This is a genomic window from Humibacillus sp. DSM 29435 (genome assembly GCF_001758225.1).
In the GTDB taxonomy this organism is placed as follows: domain Bacteria; phylum Actinomycetota; class Actinomycetes; order Actinomycetales; family Dermatophilaceae; genus DSM-29435.
In genome coordinates, this window is the sequence record NZ_MAST01000052.1 from 181,667 (window position 1) to 197,634 (window position 15,968).

Consider the following 15,968-nt stretch of genomic DNA (forward strand, 5'->3'; position numbering starts at 1 on the left):
TGACCCCATGAGCCAACAGCCCTTCACCGCGTCGACACTGCGCGGTGCCGTCGACCTCTCCTCCCTCAAGAAGCCCCCGCCATCGGCGTCGTCGCCGACAGGCGCCGCCGCCGATGCCACCACGTCAGGCGGCGCCGGCCTGGTCGTCGCCGGCACCGACGAGTCCATTCGCGATGTGCTCGCGGCGAGCTCGCACCACCCCGTCGTCATGGTCATCTGGTCGTCGCGACTGGCTGAGTCTGCCGACTTCGTCGCCACCTTCGAGACCGTCGCGCGCCGATACGCCGGCCGCTTCCAGCTCGTCACGGTCGACGCAGACAACAACCCGACGATCCTGCAGGCCTTCCAGGTGCGGGCCGTGCCGGTGAGCTTCGCTTTCCTCCAGGGCCAGCCGGTGCCGCTCTTCGAGGGGGCCCAGCCGGAGGCGCAGGTGACGGGGGTCGTCGACCAGGTGCTGGCCCTCGCGCAGCAGCACGGTGTCACTGGAACCGTGTCGGTCGACGAGCTGGCCCCGGCGGAGGTCGAAGAGCCGGAGGAGCCGCCGTTGCCGCCGCTGCACCAGAAGGCCTTCGACGCCATCGAGGCAGACGATCTCGTGGGGGCCGCAGACGCCTATCGAGAGGCGCTGGCCGAGAACCCGGCCGACGCCGACGCGAGAGTGGGTCTGGCCCAGGTGGGTCTCATGCAGCGCACCGCCGACGCCGACCCGGCCGCCGCCCGCGCCGCCGCGGCCGCGGCGCCCAACGATGTCGACGCCCAGATTCTGGTGGCCGACCTCGACCTGCTCGGGGGGCACATCGAAGACGCCTTCAACCGACTCATCGACACCGTGCGCATCACGGCCGACGCCGACCGCAACACGGTTCGCGAACACCTCGTCGAGCTGTTCGAGGTGGTCGGCACGGGCGACGAGCGGGTCAAGCGTGCCCGCAAGGCTTTGATGAGCGCGTTGTTCTGAGCCGGCCCGCCCGGAGCCCTGCGCTCCGGTCAGGGGGCTCGGACAGGGGCTCGGACAGGGGCTCGGACAGAGACTAGGTGGCGACGACGGACTCGGCCAGCCGAGCCAGCACCGTGGCGGCCGTCTGCTCGGCGGTCTGCCCACCGGTGCCGACCCACAGGCCCCATCGGGGGATGGCAGGGGCCATCTGGTCGGGCACCAGCACGACCAGATGGATGGTTTCGGGCGAGGCCAGGTCGAGGAAGTCCTCGAGGTACTCGCCCAGCACGGAGTCGCTGACCACCGCGTCGAAGCCTTCGAGCTGGTAGGTCTCGGCGGTGGCGATCGACGCCGACCACCGCAGGAACAGCTGTCGCAGCTGCTCGTGCCCAGGGGGCTCGGCGTAGGGGGCGCGACCGGCGGCGACCATGCGGTCGAACACGGCGCCATCGATCGCCACGGCGCGGTCGAAGCTGCGGGCCAGCGCGGCACCCACCGCGCTCGGGCTCGAGTCGTCGCCACCGGTGACCACGAACAGACGCCCGCGCCCGGTCTCTTCCTGCCCGGCTCCGTCGTGCAGGGGGGTGCCCATGTTCTCGTTCAACCGCCGAGAGCGGCGGTGACGACCTCCTTGGCCTCGGCCTGCACCTGGGCCAGATGCTCAGCCCCCCGGAACGACTCGGCGTAGATCTTGTAGACGTCTTCCGTTCCTGAGGGGCGAGCGGCGAACCAGGCGCTCTCGGTGGTCACCTTGAGCCCACCGATCTTGGCCCCGTTTCCGGGGGCAGCCGTCAGCTTGCCCGTGATGGCCTCCCCCGCCAGCGTCTCGGCGACAACGTCATCGGGTGAGAGGGCCGCCAGCTTGGCCTTCTGCTCACGGTCTGCGGCAGCGTCGATGCGGGCGTAGGCCGGGCTGCCGTGGCGCTCGGTGAGCTCGGCATAGTGCTGGCTCGGTGTCTTGCCGGTCGCGGCGAGGATCTCCGAGGCCAGCAACGCCAGCAGGATGCCGTCCTTGTCGGTCGACCAGACCGTGCCGTCGAACCGCAGGAAGCTGGCGCCGGCCGACTCCTCGCCGCCGAAGCCCACCGAGCCGTCGAGCAGCCCCGGCACGAACCACTTGAAGCCGACCGGAACCTCGATGAGCGTGCGCTGAAGGTCGCCCGCCACCCGGTCGATCATCGAGGAGGAGACGAGCGTCTTGCCGATCGCGGTGGACCCGGGCCACCCGGGCCGGGCGCCGCCGTAGAGGTACCCGATGGCGACCGCCAGGTAGTGGTTGGGGTTCATCAGCCCCCCGTCGGGGGTGACGATGCCGTGCCGGTCGGCGTCGGCGTCGTTGCCGGTGGACAGGTCGAAGTCGTCCTTGGCGTGGATGAGCGAGGCCATCGCGAACGGCGAGCTGCAGTCCATCCGGATCTTGCCGTCCCAGTCGAGCGTCATGAAGGCCCACTGCGGGTCGACCCGCGGGTTCACGACGGTGAGGTCGAGGTCGTGCCGGCGCGCGATCTCGCCCCAGTACTCGACCGAGGCGCCGCCCAGGGGGTCGGCTCCGATGCGCACCCCCGCCTCCCGGATACGGGAGAGGTCGACGACGTTGGGCAGGTCGTCGATGTAGGTGCCCATGAAGTCGTAGGAGCCGGCGTCCCCGCGGGAGGCCTCGAAGGGCGTGCGGCGCACGGCCGAGAGCCCGCCGCGGATGAGCTCGTTGGCGCGGTCGGCGATGACCGACGTGGCGTCGGTGTCGGCCGGCCCGCCGTGCGGTGGGTTGTACTTGAAGCCGCCGTCGGACGGGGGGTTGTGCGACGGCGTGACGACGATCCCGTCGGCGAGACCGCCTGCCCCTTCGTGCTTTCCGCGGTTGGCTCGCAGGATGGCGTGAGAGACGGCCGGGGTCGGTGTGTACCCGTCGTGGTCGTCGACGAGCACCTGCACCCCGTTGGCGACGAGCACCTCCAGCGCGGTCTTCCACGCCGGTTCCGACAGCCCGTGGGTATCGCGGCCGATGAAGAGCGGCCCGTCGTAGCCCTGCGAGGCCCGGTACTCGCAGATCGCCTGGGTGGTGGCGAGGATGTGGTCTTCGTTGAACGCCGTCCTCAGGCTGGAGCCACGGTGGCCGGACGTGCCGAAGGCCACCTGTTCGTCGGGGTTGCTGACATCGGGGTGACGGTCGTAGTAGGCCCCCACGAGGGCGTCGATGTCGACGAGATCGTCGGCCGTGGCCGGCAGACCTGCTCGAGGGTGGTTCATGACGACGCTCCTGTCGGGTGGGTGGGATCGGTGTCGACGACGGTGTCGGGTGCACTGCTGCCGGTTGCGCCCTCCGGCCCCGAGACGTCAGCGGCCGAGTCGATGGCCGATACGCCGTGCTCGTCGACGGGAACGACCCAGACGCTGGAGAAGCGCGGCACCGTGATGTCGACGGAGTACGGCTGGCGGTGCCACGACTCCTCGCGTGCCTCGAGCACCACTCCGGTCGAGCTCGGGGCGTCGGGGTGGTAGCCGGCGGTGTCGAGCACGACGGTCCATCGACCACCGCGCGGCACTCCGATGCGGTAGCTCTGCCGGGTCTCGCCACCGAAGTTCATGACGCAGGCCACGACGGGGGCATCCACAGCCCGGTCGCCGCGTCCGAACCGGAGCCAGGAGACGGTGTTGTGGGCGGCGTCGTCGGCCTCCAGCCACTCGAAGCCGGCCCGGTCGTTGTCGAGCGCCCAAAGCGCCTCGTTGCCGCGGTAGATGGCGTTGAGGTCTTTGACGAGGTTGTGCACCCGGAAGTGGAGCGGCTGGTCGAGCAGCCACCAGTCGAGGCTGCGACCCTCAGACCACTCAGCCTCCTGACCGAACTCGCAGCCCATGAACAGCAGCGGTTTGCCCGGGTGGCACCACAGGTAGGCCAGGAAGACGCGCAACGTCGCGATCTGGTCTTCTCGCGACCCGCGCGACTTGCGCAGCAGCGAACCCTTGCCGTGCACGACCTCGTCATGGCTGATCGGCAGCACGAAGTTCTCGTCGAAGGCGTACATCAGCGAGAAGGTGAGGGCCCCGTGGTGGTGCTGGCGGTAGATGGGGTCCTGGCCGAGGTACTTCAGGGAGTCGTTCATCCAGCCCATGTTCCACTTGAAACCGAAGCCGAGCCCACCCTGGTCGGTCGGCTTCGTGACCCCAGGCCACGAGGTGGACTCCTCTGCCACGGTGACGATTCCGGGCACCCGCTTGTACGCGGTGGCGTTGGTCTCCTTGAGCAGCTCGACGGCCTGGTAGTTCTCGCGGCCGCCGTCCTTGTTGGGCACCCACTCACCGGGCTGGCGGGCGTAGTCGAGGTAGAGCATCGAGGCCACTCCGTCGACCCGCACCCCGTCGGCGTGGAACTCCTCCAGCCAGTAGAGCGAGTTCGCCACCAGGAAGTTGCGCACCTCGGGCCGGCCGTAGTCGAAGATGTTCGAGCCCCACTCGGGGTGCCAGCCCAGCCGGCGGTCGGGGTGTTCGTAGAGGGGTTCACCGTCGAAGCGCGCCAGCGCCCACTCGTCGGTGGCGAAGTGACCGGGCACCCAGTCGAGGATGACGCCGATGCCCGCCTGGTGCAGCCGGTCGACGAGGTAGCGGAACTCGTCGGGGGTGCCCCAGCGCGCGCTCGGGGCGTAGTAGCCGGTCACGTGGTAGCCCCACGAGGGCACGTACGGGTGCTCCATCACCGGGAGGAACTCGACGTGGGTGAAGCCGAGGTCGGCGACGTAGTTGACCAGGTGCTCGGCGAGCCCGGCGTAGCCCAGACCCTGACGCCACGAACCGATGTGGACCTCGTAGGTGCTCATCGGTCCGGTGTGCACGTTGGAGGTGCTGCGCTGCTGCATCCAGTCGCTGTCGTTCCACTCGTAGTGCGACTCGGTCACGATCGCAGCCTGCTTGGGGGCGACCTCGGTCATCCGGGCCATCGGGTCGCTCTTGAGGCGCACGATGTCATCGGATCCGCGGACCGCGAACTGGTAGTTCATCCCCTCCGCTGCTCCGGGCAGGAACAGCTCCCAGAGGCCGGTCGTGCCGAGAGCGCGCATCGGGTGCGAGATCCGGTCCCAGCCGTTGAAGTCACCGATGACGTGCACCGCTTTGGCGCGAGGGGCCCACAGCGCGAACGATGCTCCCCTGACCTCTCCGAGCGGCCCCGGGTAGCGGCGGACGTGTGACCCGAGCACGGTCCACAGCTGCTCGTGGCGGCCCTCGTTGATCAAGTGCATGTCGATCTCGCCGAGGGTCGGAGCGAACCGGTAGGGGTCGTCCTGCTCGTGCTCGACGCCGTCGGCGTACTCGACGAGCAGACGGTAGTCGTGAGTGTGGTCGAAGTCGGGCGAGGTCATCGTGAAGATGCCGTCGCGCACGTGCCGCAGCTCGACCGTTCTGATGCCGTCTGCGGTGTCGAGCCGCGCCGAGACCTTCGAGGCCAGCGGTCGGAACGCGGTGATGGTCAGGCCGCCCGGGCCCTGGTGGTGGCCGAGCAGATCGTGCGGCTGACCGTTGCGACCCTGCAGGAACGCGGTGATGGCGCCGTCGTCGAGGGTCGGCCCCGCCGCGGGTGGGGGCGTCACGGGTTCTGGTGTGACGGGTTCTGGTGTGACGGGTTCGGACTTCGTGGTGGCGGGCGTAGAGGGCCGGGGGCCGGGGGGCGGGGGCGTGGTGGTCATGGAGCGCCTTCCTCGTCGAGCAGTCGATCGATCGCTCCGAGGGGGATGGGCAACCAGGTCGGCCGGTTGCGCGCCTCGTAGACGACTTCGTACAGGGCCTTGTCGAGCTCGAGAACCTTGGTCAGGGTGGTGGAGTCGGGATCGGGCTCTCCGGCCACGGCTGCGTAGCCATCGAGGAAGGCGCGCCGGCTGTCGACGGCCCAGGCCGTGGCGTCGATCGTGGGGTCGGCCAGGTGCACCGACCCAGCGGCGTAGTCGAAGGAACGCAGCATCCCGGCGATGTCGCGCTGGGTGAGGTCGGGAAGCACCCGCTCGGCGAGGGGACGCAGGGGTTCGCCCTCGAAGTCGAGGGCGACCCAGCCCCGCTCCGGCACGTCGAGCACCTGACCGAGGTGGTAGTCGCCATGGATGCGCTGCAGGGCCGGAAGCCGAACGTGGCCGACCGACTCGAGCAGCCGCGTCACGTCGGCCTCATGGGCGGCCAGGGCGGGAGCGGCCGCCACCGCAGCGGCATACCGTTCGCGCATCGAAGCGACGAGGCGACCGCGGGTCTCGGACGTGGCGTCCTCACTACCGAGCGCCTCGAGAAGCGTTGCGTGGATCTGGGCGGTGACCGAGCCGAGCTCACGGGCCCGGTCGGTGAAGTCGGTGCCCGTCGCCGCGGCCACCAGAGCGACCCGCCAGGCGTCCTCGACTCCGGGGATGAACTCCTGAGCGAAGGCGAAGTGCCCGTACTCGCTGCCGCGTCCGCCGGGCGCGTCCCACGAGCCCGCGAGGTGCCCGAGCACTGCCGGCACGCGGTCGGAGCCGGCGCGGGTGAGGGCCGCTTGCACGATGACGTCGGGGTTGTCGCCGTGCTGGAGGGTACGGAACACCTTGACGATGATCGGCGGCGCCGGATTGCCTTCGCCGTCGTCCAGGTGGCAGATGATCGAGGTGTTCGACTGCTCGCCGCTCAGCACCGCTGAGGACGAGACCGTGCTCCGCTCGACTCCCGTGGGGGTTCCCACTGCCCGCGCGTTGCTGCCGCTGCCCGCTTGCGCGTCCTCGGACGCCTCTCCAGCGAGGATCGTACGCACCAGAACGGCGGGGTAGACCGGGTCGTGAGGCGCGTCGTAGACCCAGCGGGTGCCGAGCACGCTGTGTTCCATGGTGCCCAGCAGGGCACCTTCGCCGCCCTCGAGCGGCGCGGACCGGTAGGTGAGGGGCACCTGGTAGACCACTGGTGGTGACGTCGCGGTGTCGGCGAGCAGCAGGGTCTCGAGTCCGACCTCGCCTGCGGGGTCGTCGAAACGGTAGCCGCCGACGCGATGGAGCGTCGGCACGTGACCCTTGCCGGCGTACCAGCGCTGGTGCTGGATCCACCCGGTGACCATGTCGATCTTTCCGGGCGAGAGGGTGGCGTTCTTGTAGACGATCGACATCAGCGGTTGTCCTCCCCGCCGCGCAGCTGGAACCAGAAGAAGTCGCGCGAACCCAGGGTGATCGTGACCCGCCCGTCGTTCGCCACCCAGGGGAAGCCGCTGCCTCCGAAGAGGTCGATCAGCTGGCGGCCCGCGAAGTGCTCGGGCAGGGTCAACGTGGCGGCCTGCGGCCGGCTCGACAGGTTGTTGATGCACAGCACCGCCTCGGCGGGTTCGTTGCCGTCGGCCGGCATCGAGCGGGTGTAGGAGAGGATCGCCTCGTTGTCGGCGGGCACGATGTCGAAGTCGCCGAGGCCGAACACCGGATGCCGCCCGCGGATCTGGAGCATGCCCCTGACCCAGTGCAGCAGCGACGCCGACGACGCCATCTGCGCCTCGACGTTGATGTTGTTGTAGTGGTAGACGAGGCTCGAGATGACCGGCAGGTAGAGCTTGCCGGGGTCGGTGCTCGAGAACCCCGCGTTGCGGTCGGGGGTCCACTGCATCGGCGTGCGCACCCCGTCGCGGTCGGGCAGCCAGATGTTGTCGCCCATGCCGATCTCGTCGCCGTAGTACAGACACGGCGAACCGGGCAGCGACAGGATGAGCGCGTTGATCAGCTCGATCTCGGGCCTGGAGTTGTCGAGCAGGGGAGCCAGGCGGCGCCGGATGCCGACGTTGGCCCGCATGCGGGGGTCGGGGGCGTACCACCCGTACATCGCGACCCGTTCCTCGGGCGTGACCATCTCGAGCGTGAGCTCGTCGTGGTTGCGCAGGAAGGTGCCCCACTGGGTGCCGGCGGGAATCGCGGGGGTGTCGGCCAGCACGTCGATGATGGGTGCCGCCTTCTCCTCGCGCAGCGAGTAGTAGAGGCGGGGCATCACCGGGAAGTGGAAGCACATCTGGCACTCCGGTGCCTCCTCGGTGCCGAAGTAGTCGACGACCTCGGCCGGCGGCTGGTTCGCCTCGGCGAGCAGGATGCGACCGGGGAACTCCTCGTCGACCATGGCCCGCAGCCGCGCGAGGAACTCGTGGGTGCGAGGAAGGTTCTCGCAGTTGGTGCCCTCCTCCTCGAACAGGTAGGGCACGGCATCCAGCCGGAAGCCGTCGATGCCGAGGTCCATCCAGAACCGGACGATGTCGAACATCGCCTCCTGCACGTCGGGGTTCTCGAAGTTGAGGTCGGGCTGGTGGGAGAAGAAGCGGTGCCAGAAGAACTGTCGCCGCACCGGGTCGAAGGTCCAGTTCGAGACCTCTGTGTCGACGAAGATGATGCGCGCGTCGGAGTAGGCGTCGTCGGTGTCGGACCACACGTAGAAGTCGCCGTAGGGGCCGTCGGGCTCGGCCCGGCTCGCCTGGAACCAGGGGTGCTGGTCGCTGGTGTGGTTCATCACGAAGTCGGTGACGATGCGGATGCCGCGGGCGTGGGCCTGCGAGACGAGCTCGGTGAACTCCGGCAGGGTGCCGAACTCGGGCAGCACCGCCTTGTAGTCGGCGATGTCGTACCCACCGTCACGGAGCGGGGAGGCGTAGAAGGGTGGGAGCCAGAGGCAGTCGACGCCGAGCCACTGGAGGTAGTCGAGCCGCTGGATCAGTCCGGTGAAGTCGCCGGCGCCGACCCCCTTCGAGTCGCCGAACGCGCGGACGAGCACCTCGTAGAAGACGGCCTTCTTGAACCACTGCGGGTCGTGGCGTAGGCCCGGTTGGGCCAGGTTGAGTCCCTGCATGCGGTCAGTGGCTCCTCACGTGGATGATGTGCACGGGCTCGTTGTCGGGGCCGAGGCGCACGAAGTTGTCGGCCCGCCACTGCCAGGTCTGGTTGGTCATGTGGTCGTGGGCCTCGAAGGTCGACCAGGTGGCCATACCCATTGCCTCGAGGTCGAGGTGCACCGTGGTCTCGCGGGTGGCGTGCGGGTCGAGGTTGGCTACGACGAGCACGGTGTCACGCTCTCCGGTGTCGCGGTCGATCACGCGCGATTTCGAGAACACCATGACGTTCTCGTCGTCGGCCGAGTGGAAGGTCAGGTTGCGCATCCAGTGCAGCGCCGGGTGCCAGCGTCGGATGTCGTTGATCCTGCGCAGGTACCAGGCGAGGGACTGCCCCTCGAGTGGGCCGCCGGGCTCGTAGAGGTACCACTGCCGGTCCTTGTACTCGTACTTCTCGTTGTCGATCTGCTCCTCGGCGCCGGGCCGGGCGACGTTCTCCATCAGCTCGTAGCCGGCGTAGATGCCGTAGGTCGGCACCATCGTGGCGGCGAGCGCGGCACGCAGCTTCCACGCGGTCGGGCCGCCGTACTGCATGTAGGGGGTGAGGATGTCGTGCGTGGTCGGCCAGAACGACGGACGCATGTAGGTGGCGCTCTCGTCGGCGAGCTCGCGGCCGTACTCCTCGAGCTCCCAGCGGGCGTTCCGCCACGCGTAGTAGGTGTAGCTCTGCTGGAAGCCGGCCATGGCCAGGGCGTGCATCATCGCCGGCTTGGTGAAGGCCTCGGCCAGCCAGATGACCTCCGGGTGGTCGAGTGCCACATCGGCAATCAGCCACTGCCAGAACGCAACCGGCTTAGTGTGGGGGTTGTCGACCCGGAAGATCTTGACGCCGTGATCGATCCAGACCTGCACGACCCGACGAACCTCGGCGTAGGCACCGGCCGGGTCGTTGTCGAAGTTGAGCGGGTAGATGTCCTGGTACTTCTTGGGCGGGTTCTCGGCGTAGGCGATGGTGCCGTCGGCCCGCGTGGTGAACAGCTCGGGATGGGTCTGCACCCAGGGATGGTCGGGGGAGGCCTGGAGGGCGATGTCGAGTGCGACCTCCAGGCCGTGACGGGTGGCCTCGGCCACGAAGTGGTCGAAGTCGTCGAAGGTGCCCAGGTCGGGGTGGATGGCGTCGTGGCCCCCGTCGGGCGAGCCGATGGCGTAAGGCGATCCGGGGTCATCGGGCGCCGCGGTGAGCGTGTTGTTGCGGCCCTTGCGCGCCGTCGTGCCGATGGGGTGGATGGGTGTGAGGTAGACGACGTCGAAGCCCATGTCGGCGATCGCGGGCAGTCGCTTGGCGGCGGTGCGGAAGGTGCCGGAGGTCCAGAGGCCAGTCTTCTCGTCGCGGAAACATCCCTCCGACCTCGGGAAGATCTCGTACCACGCGCCGAACAGGGCGCGCTCGCGCTCGACGAGGAGGTTGTGGGCCCTGGTGGGGGAGACGAACTCGCGCAACGGAACCACCCCCGCGAGGCCGTGGACCTCGGGTGACGTGGCCACGGCCAGTCGGGCCGCGGCCGGGCGCGAGGTGTCGCGCAGGGCGTCGAGAGCGCTGTCGAGGTCGGTCGTCGGCAGGCCCTGCCCGGCGACCGCGGCGGAGAAGCGCTCGAGCACGAGCACGCCCTCGGCGCACATGAGCTCCTCGTCGATGCCCGCCTCGATCTTGATCGTGGCGTCGTGCACCCAGGTGGCGTACGGGTCTGACCAGCCCTCGACCCGGTAGGTCCATCGCCCGGGCTGATTCGCCACGACGGTGGCGCTCCATTCGCTCAGGCCGGGGTTGTCGCAGCGCATCGCGAAGTGATGGTCACGACCCTCGGGGTCGGTGAGCACCGCGGTCGCGTTGACGGCGTCGTGGCCCTCGCGAAAGACGCGGGCCCGCACGACGAACTCCTCGTGCTCCACCGACTTGACCGGCAGGGCGCCGCCCTCGAGCAGCGGTCGCACGTCGGTGACCGGGATGCGTCCGAAGGCGACCGCGCCGCCCGGCATCCCCTCGACGTTCGGCGGTTCGCTGACCGGGTGGTCCGGGGCAAGGTGGACCGCTCCGGACTCCCCTTCGTCGATCACGCCATCGCCGGCGGTGTCGACCCCGTCGTACGAGCTCTTCGCGGATGCCGGCTGCGCGCGACCTGTCGACACGGGGGTCGATGCGGGGGGCGATGTGGGGGTCGATGCGCCGGATGCCGTCGCGGCGGTGGGCGAGACCGGGTGCGCAGGTTCCGGGGTCGGGCTGGAACCAGCCGGGGGAGTAGGGGGCGTCGGCTCTGATCCAGTCACGCGACGAACCTATCGAAAAGAGAGCCGAAGTATCGTGCGGAGAGGCTGCGCCGTCCGGTAGGTGGAACTTTCTGCAAGCGTTGCAAGAACCACGCACCAAGAGCCCTATGCTTTCCCATCGTGAAGGCCATCAGACGCTTCAGCGTCCGCACCGTCCTGCCCGCCCGCATCGAGGGGCTCGGCGAGCTCGCCAGCAACCTGCGCTGGTCGTGGCATCCACCGACCCGCGACCTCTTCGAGAGCATCGACCCGACCAAGTGGGCCGGTGCGAGCGAGGACCCCGTCAAGCTGCTCTCGCGACTCTCTGCCGACGAGCTCGCCGCGCTCGCAGACGACGACGACTTCGTGGCCAGGGTCGAGGCCGCCGGGGTGGAGCTGCGCGCCTATCTGACCGACGAGCGCTGGTACCAGTCGTGGAGCCGCGAGCAGGAAGCCGCCGGCAGCGCAGCCCCTGCCGCCATCGCCTACTTCAGCCCCGAGTTCGGCATCACTTCGGTGCTTCCGCAGTACTCCGGCGGGCTCGGCATCCTCGCTGGTGACCACCTGAAGTCGGCCTCCGACCTCGGTGTCCCGATCGTCGGAGTGGGCCTGTTCTACAAGACGGGCTACTTCAAGCAGGCCCTCAGCCGAGACGGCTGGCAGCTCGAGACCTATCCGGTGCTCGATCCCGACGGCCTGCCCCTCGCACTGCTGCGAGAGGCCGATGACACGCCGGCCGTCGTCTCGGTCGCCCTGCCGGGCGGTCGCACCCTCCACGCCCACGTGTGGCGGGCGCAGGTCGGCCGGGTGCCCCTGCTGCTGCTCGACTCAGACGTGGCCGACAATGACGCTGCCACCCGCAAGGTCACCGAGACCCTCTACGGCGGCGGCGGCGACACCCGCCTTGAGCAGGAGCTGCTGCTCGGCGTGGGAGGCGTGCGCGCTCTGCGGCTCTGGTCGCGGCTGTCCGGCTCGCCGACGCCCGAGGTCTACCACACCAACGAGGGCCACGCCGGCTTCCTCGGCGTCGAGCGGATCACCGAGCTCGTGCGCGACCACGGGCTGACCTTCGACGAGGCGCTGGAGGCGGTGCGGGCGGCCACCGTGTTCACCACGCACACCCCGGTGCCGGCCGGTATCGACCGGTTCTCGGCCGAGAAGATCCATCTGTTCTTCGGTGGGGCGAACGAGATCCCCGGGGTGCCGGTCGACCGGCTCTTGTCCCTGGGCGCTGAGGACTACGCCGGTGGTGAGGCCGGCATCTTCAACATGGCTGTCATGGGCCTGCGTCTCGCACAGCGGGCGAACGGCGTGTCGAAGCTGCACGGCCACGTCAGCCGCGAGATGTTCGACGGTCTGTGGCCGGGCTTCGACGACGAAGAGGTGCCGATCACCAGCATCACCAATGGTGTCCACGCCCCGACGTGGGTCGACCGCACCGTCTACGACGTCGCACGCGAGCACCTCGGCACCGCCGACATCGCCGGAGCCGACCTGTGGCACCGCATCGACGAGGTGCCTGCCGCCGCCATCTGGGCGGCCAAGCGCGAGATGCGCCAGAAGCTCGTCGACGACGCGCAGCGGCGGGTGCGTTCGTCGTGGCGCAAGCGCGGAGCCACCAAGGCCGAGCTCGGCTGGGTCGACGACGTGCTCGACCCTGATGTGCTGACGATCGGCTTCGCCCGCCGGGTGCCGACGTACAAGCGCCTGACCCTGATGCTGAGCGACAAGGTGCGCCTCAAGAGCCTGTTGCTGCACCCCGAGCGGCCCATGCAGCTCGTCATCGCGGGCAAGTCCCACCCCGCCGATGAGACCGGCAAGCGCCTCATCCAGGAGATGGTGCAGTTCGCCGACGACCCCGAGGTGCGTCACCGCATCGTCTTCCTGCCCAACTACGACATCGCGATGGCGCAGCGCCTCTACCCCGGTTGCGACGTCTGGCTGAACAACCCGCTGCGCCCGCTCGAGGCGTGCGGCACCTCGGGGATGAAGGCGGCTCTCAACGGTGGCCTCAATCTCTCGATCCTCGACGGTTGGTGGGACGAGTGGTTCGACGGTCGCAACGGCTGGGCCATTCCCACCGCTGACGGTGTCGATGACCCTGACCGCCGCGACGACATCGAGGCGACGGCCCTCTACGACCTCATCGAGAACAGCGTCGCGGCGACGTTCTACGACGTCGACGACGCCGGTCTGCCACAGGGGTGGATCTCGATGATGAGCCACACGCTGAAGACTCTCGGGCCGAAGGTGCTCGCCAGCCGCATGGTGCAGGACTACACCGAGAAGCTCTACTGCCCTGCCACCGCCGCGGGTCGGGCGATGGACGAGTCCGACTTCGCCGGTGCCAAGGCGATGGCGTCCTACAAGGCCCGGGTCCGTTCGGCCTGGCCGCGGGTGCGCGTCGAGCACGTAGAGCCCTCCGGCCTCTCCGACTCGCCGCAGATCGGAGACACCCTTCAGCTTCGGGCTTTCGTCGACCTCGGGGGTCTGACCCCCGACGACATCGAGGTGCAGCTGGTGCACGGGCACGTGAGTGACACCGACGACCTTCGTGACATGGAGGTCGCAACCCTCGAGGTGGCCGAGAACTATGAGGGGGGCCGCTACCAGTTCGCCGGGGCCCAGAAACTGCGGCGCACCGGGTCGTTCGGCTACAGCGTGCGCGTCGTGCCGAAGAACACCGCCCTGGCGGGCCCGGCGGAGATGGGCCTCGCCCGCAACGCCTGACCTGCTGCTCCGCCGTCGAGAGCACAGCTCGTCGCGTGCCTCGACGGTGGAGCGCCCCTGGGGCGTTGAGCACCCGGTTGGCGCCCGGCGCGCTGTGCTTGGATTCCCCATGACGAGTTTCGTCGATCCGAGGCGCACGGCCCCGCCCTCGCGGGGTCCGTGGTCGTTTCTGGCCTGGCTGGTGCTGCAGCAGCGCCGCAGGGTTGCTCTGGGGGCCGTGCTGGGCAGCGCCTGGATGGCGGGGTTGGCGTTGCCGCCGTATCTGCTCTCGCAAGCCGTCGACGGGCTGGCCGCGGGCGAGCGTGATGCGGTCATTGGGTGGTCGGTGGCTTTGGTGGTCGCGGGTGCCGCCCTGGCCGGGTAGGCATCTGGCGCCACCGGACGATGACGCAGGTACGCATGGATGCCGCTTTCCGTACGGTCGGGGCGGTGACCGACCAGGCCCTCCGTCAGCGCTCTACCCGGGCTCGGTGGCTGCCGCCCCACGGTCGGGCGGCTAGCGCTGCGAGTACCGGCCGGCCTCGCACGTCTGATCGGTTGGTCAGGTGCCTCTGACCGATCGGTTGGGTCGGTGTCAGCATCGGACCTGGAAGCTGGTGCGCCAGTGTTGCCAGGTGTGCCAGGTGACGCCGGTGTCGGTGATGGTGGCGGTGAGGTTCTTGTCGTGGACGTAGATGTGGTGTCGTCGGCACAGCAGGGCGAGGTTGCCCAGGCATGTGGTGCCGCCGTCGATCCAATGCCGCACGTGGTGGGCGTCGGTCCATTGAGCGGGGGTGGAGCAGCCCGGGAAGGAGCAGCCCTTGTCTCGGAGCCAGAGGGCGGTGCGCATGGCCCGGGTGACGAGGCGTTCCTCCCGGCCCACGTCCAACGGTTGGGAGTCGGAGCCGAGCACGACGGGGATGATCGTGGCGTCGCACGCCAGCCGGCGCACGATGGCCGCGCTGAGCACGTCCCCACTCAGACACGACCCGCTCCCGCCCTTGCCCGCCGCACCGTGTTTACCCGCCGCGCCGCTCTGGCGATCCGCGCCGTTCTGGCCGCCGCGGGTGGCCCAGTCGGGTGGGCAACCGTGTCGCATCCAGTCGCGCAGGGCCTCGAAGTTGATGGTGACGACGATCTTGGCCTTGTCCGTGCTCGGCGCCTCACCGGGCGCCGTGACACCGCGGCCAACAATGTCGAGCAGGGCGTCCATCCGGCGCTGGTGCGGGGGTCGGGGGTCGTCCTCAATCTTGACCCCGTCTTCATCGGTGAGGGGGCACGGCGCGGCGAGGGGGTCGATGGCGGCTTTGAGGGTTGCGGCGCCTTCGGGGTCGAGAGTGCCGCTCATCCCGACCATCCCGGCCGCGTTCGGGCTGGTGAACCACAGGCCGCGCGCGTCTCGACGTTTCTGGTCGTGCTCGTCCGCGTCCTTCGGGGGCCGGACCTGGTCAGACAGCTCACGGGCCAGCTTCGCGAGCTGTTCCCACCGCAGCCCGGGTGCTTCCTCGGTCAGGTGGGTGACGGCCTGCTCCAGGTCGTCGGGGTCAGCGACCGGCTTGAGGCGGTGGAAGAAGTCGATGACCTGCGCCGCCTTACCCACCGTGACCCGCCCGCCCGTGCTGGTGGTGTCGCCGGCGGTTCCGCCGGTGACGGCGTCACGCAACTGGGCCCAGCGGGGCTCGTTGAACGCGGCCCCACAGGTCACGACGGCCTTCGCGGCGCTGGCGGTCAGGGTGGGGTCGACGGTGCGCAACCAGTCGACCCGACACAACCCGCCCGGAGAGGCGACGCCGCGGGCCTCGAGCTGAGTGACCAGGCGCACGAGGTTGACCTCCTTGTGGTGTTCCACGGCGCCGAGCTGGGTCACCGACTCGAGCAGGTCGGCCTCGGTCATCCGGTCCGGTTCCATCTGGGGACGGTCCAGGCTCGCGGCCGCGAACGCGAACCCCGACGCGTACGCCCCACTCACGTTCGACCAGTTCGCCCAATGGACCGTCAACGGCGCCGGAAACTCCCGCACCGGCCGCCCCTCGCCGGCCGAACCCGACGAGGCAGCCTCCGGCGAGGTCGCGTCGGCGGCACCGGGTGCGGGCTCAGCGGCATCCGATGCAGCCGCCTCTGCGGCATCCGGGATGGGGGTCGACCAGACCCCGGCCGCCGCGGTGCCACCGGTGGCACGCTGGCTCGACTCGAGGTCGGCCAGCTGCTGCCGGAGCCTCTCGAGAAGCGAAC

At 69.5% G+C, this 15,968-nt stretch carries 10 protein-coding genes; 3 read left to right on the top strand and 7 right to left on the bottom strand.

From position 1 onward, the window contains the following. Window positions 1-7 precede the first annotated feature (7 nt). Window positions 8-958: a tetratricopeptide repeat protein gene (locus BA895_RS21045; RefSeq protein WP_070193840.1), complete on the top strand. Its 951-nt coding sequence runs from the start codon at window positions 8-10 to the stop codon at window positions 956-958. 73 nt (window positions 959-1,031) lie between these two features. Here BA895_RS21045 and BA895_RS21050 read toward each other — a convergent pair whose 3' ends face one another. The 6 genes from BA895_RS21050 to BA895_RS21075 all read right to left on the bottom strand — a co-directional run bounded on the left by BA895_RS21050 (window position 1,032) and on the right by BA895_RS21075 (window position 10,760). Continuing rightward, on the bottom strand, window positions 1,032-1,529 hold the full coding sequence (locus tag BA895_RS21050) for a hypothetical protein (protein ID WP_070193841.1): 498 nt from the start codon (window positions 1,527-1,529) through the stop codon (window positions 1,032-1,034). An 8-nt stretch (window positions 1,530-1,537) separates the two neighbouring features. Beyond that, the gene (gene pgm / locus BA895_RS21055) at window positions 1,538-3,184 is read right to left on the bottom strand and encodes a phosphoglucomutase (alpha-D-glucose-1,6-bisphosphate-dependent) (RefSeq protein WP_070193842.1); all 1,647 of its coding nucleotides are present in this window, start codon (window positions 3,182-3,184) and stop codon (window positions 1,538-1,540) included. After that, complete coding sequence (glgB, locus tag BA895_RS21060; RefSeq protein WP_254666595.1) at window positions 3,181-5,517, bottom strand: 1,4-alpha-glucan branching protein GlgB; 2,337 nt, start codon at window positions 5,515-5,517, stop codon at window positions 3,181-3,183. The genes pgm and glgB overlap by 4 nt, the downstream gene beginning before the upstream one ends. A gap of 92 nt (window positions 5,518-5,609) precedes the next feature. Then, entirely contained in the window at window positions 5,610-7,037 is a 1,428-nt protein-coding gene (locus BA895_RS21065) for an aminoglycoside phosphotransferase (RefSeq protein WP_070193843.1), read from the bottom strand. Next, on the bottom strand, window positions 7,037-8,743 hold the full coding sequence (treS, locus tag BA895_RS21070; RefSeq protein ID WP_070193844.1) for a maltose alpha-D-glucosyltransferase: 1,707 nt from the start codon (window positions 8,741-8,743) through the stop codon (window positions 7,037-7,039). The genes BA895_RS21065 and treS overlap by 1 nt, the downstream gene beginning before the upstream one ends. 4 nt (window positions 8,744-8,747) lie before the next feature. Continuing rightward, window positions 8,748-10,760, bottom strand: coding sequence for an alpha-1,4-glucan--maltose-1-phosphate maltosyltransferase (locus BA895_RS21075; RefSeq protein WP_070193866.1), 2,013 nt, complete (start codon window positions 10,758-10,760; stop codon window positions 8,748-8,750). A gap of 408 nt (window positions 10,761-11,168) precedes the next feature. Between BA895_RS21075 and glgP the strand changes: the two genes are divergently transcribed. Together glgP and BA895_RS21085 are read left to right on the top strand one after the other, a co-directional pair. Then, window positions 11,169-13,757, top strand: a complete 2,589-nt coding sequence (glgP, locus tag BA895_RS21080; RefSeq protein ID WP_070193845.1) for an alpha-glucan family phosphorylase — start codon at window positions 11,169-11,171, stop codon at window positions 13,755-13,757. 109 nt (window positions 13,758-13,866) lie between these two features. Then, on the top strand, window positions 13,867-14,121 hold the full coding sequence (locus BA895_RS21085) for a hypothetical protein (protein WP_070193846.1): 255 nt from the start codon (window positions 13,867-13,869) through the stop codon (window positions 14,119-14,121). A gap of 210 nt (window positions 14,122-14,331) precedes the next feature. Here BA895_RS21085 and BA895_RS21090 read toward each other — a convergent pair. After that, the coding region (locus BA895_RS21090) for an HNH endonuclease signature motif containing protein (RefSeq protein ID WP_070193847.1) at window positions 14,332-15,968 on the bottom strand (1,637 nt) is incomplete at its 5' end.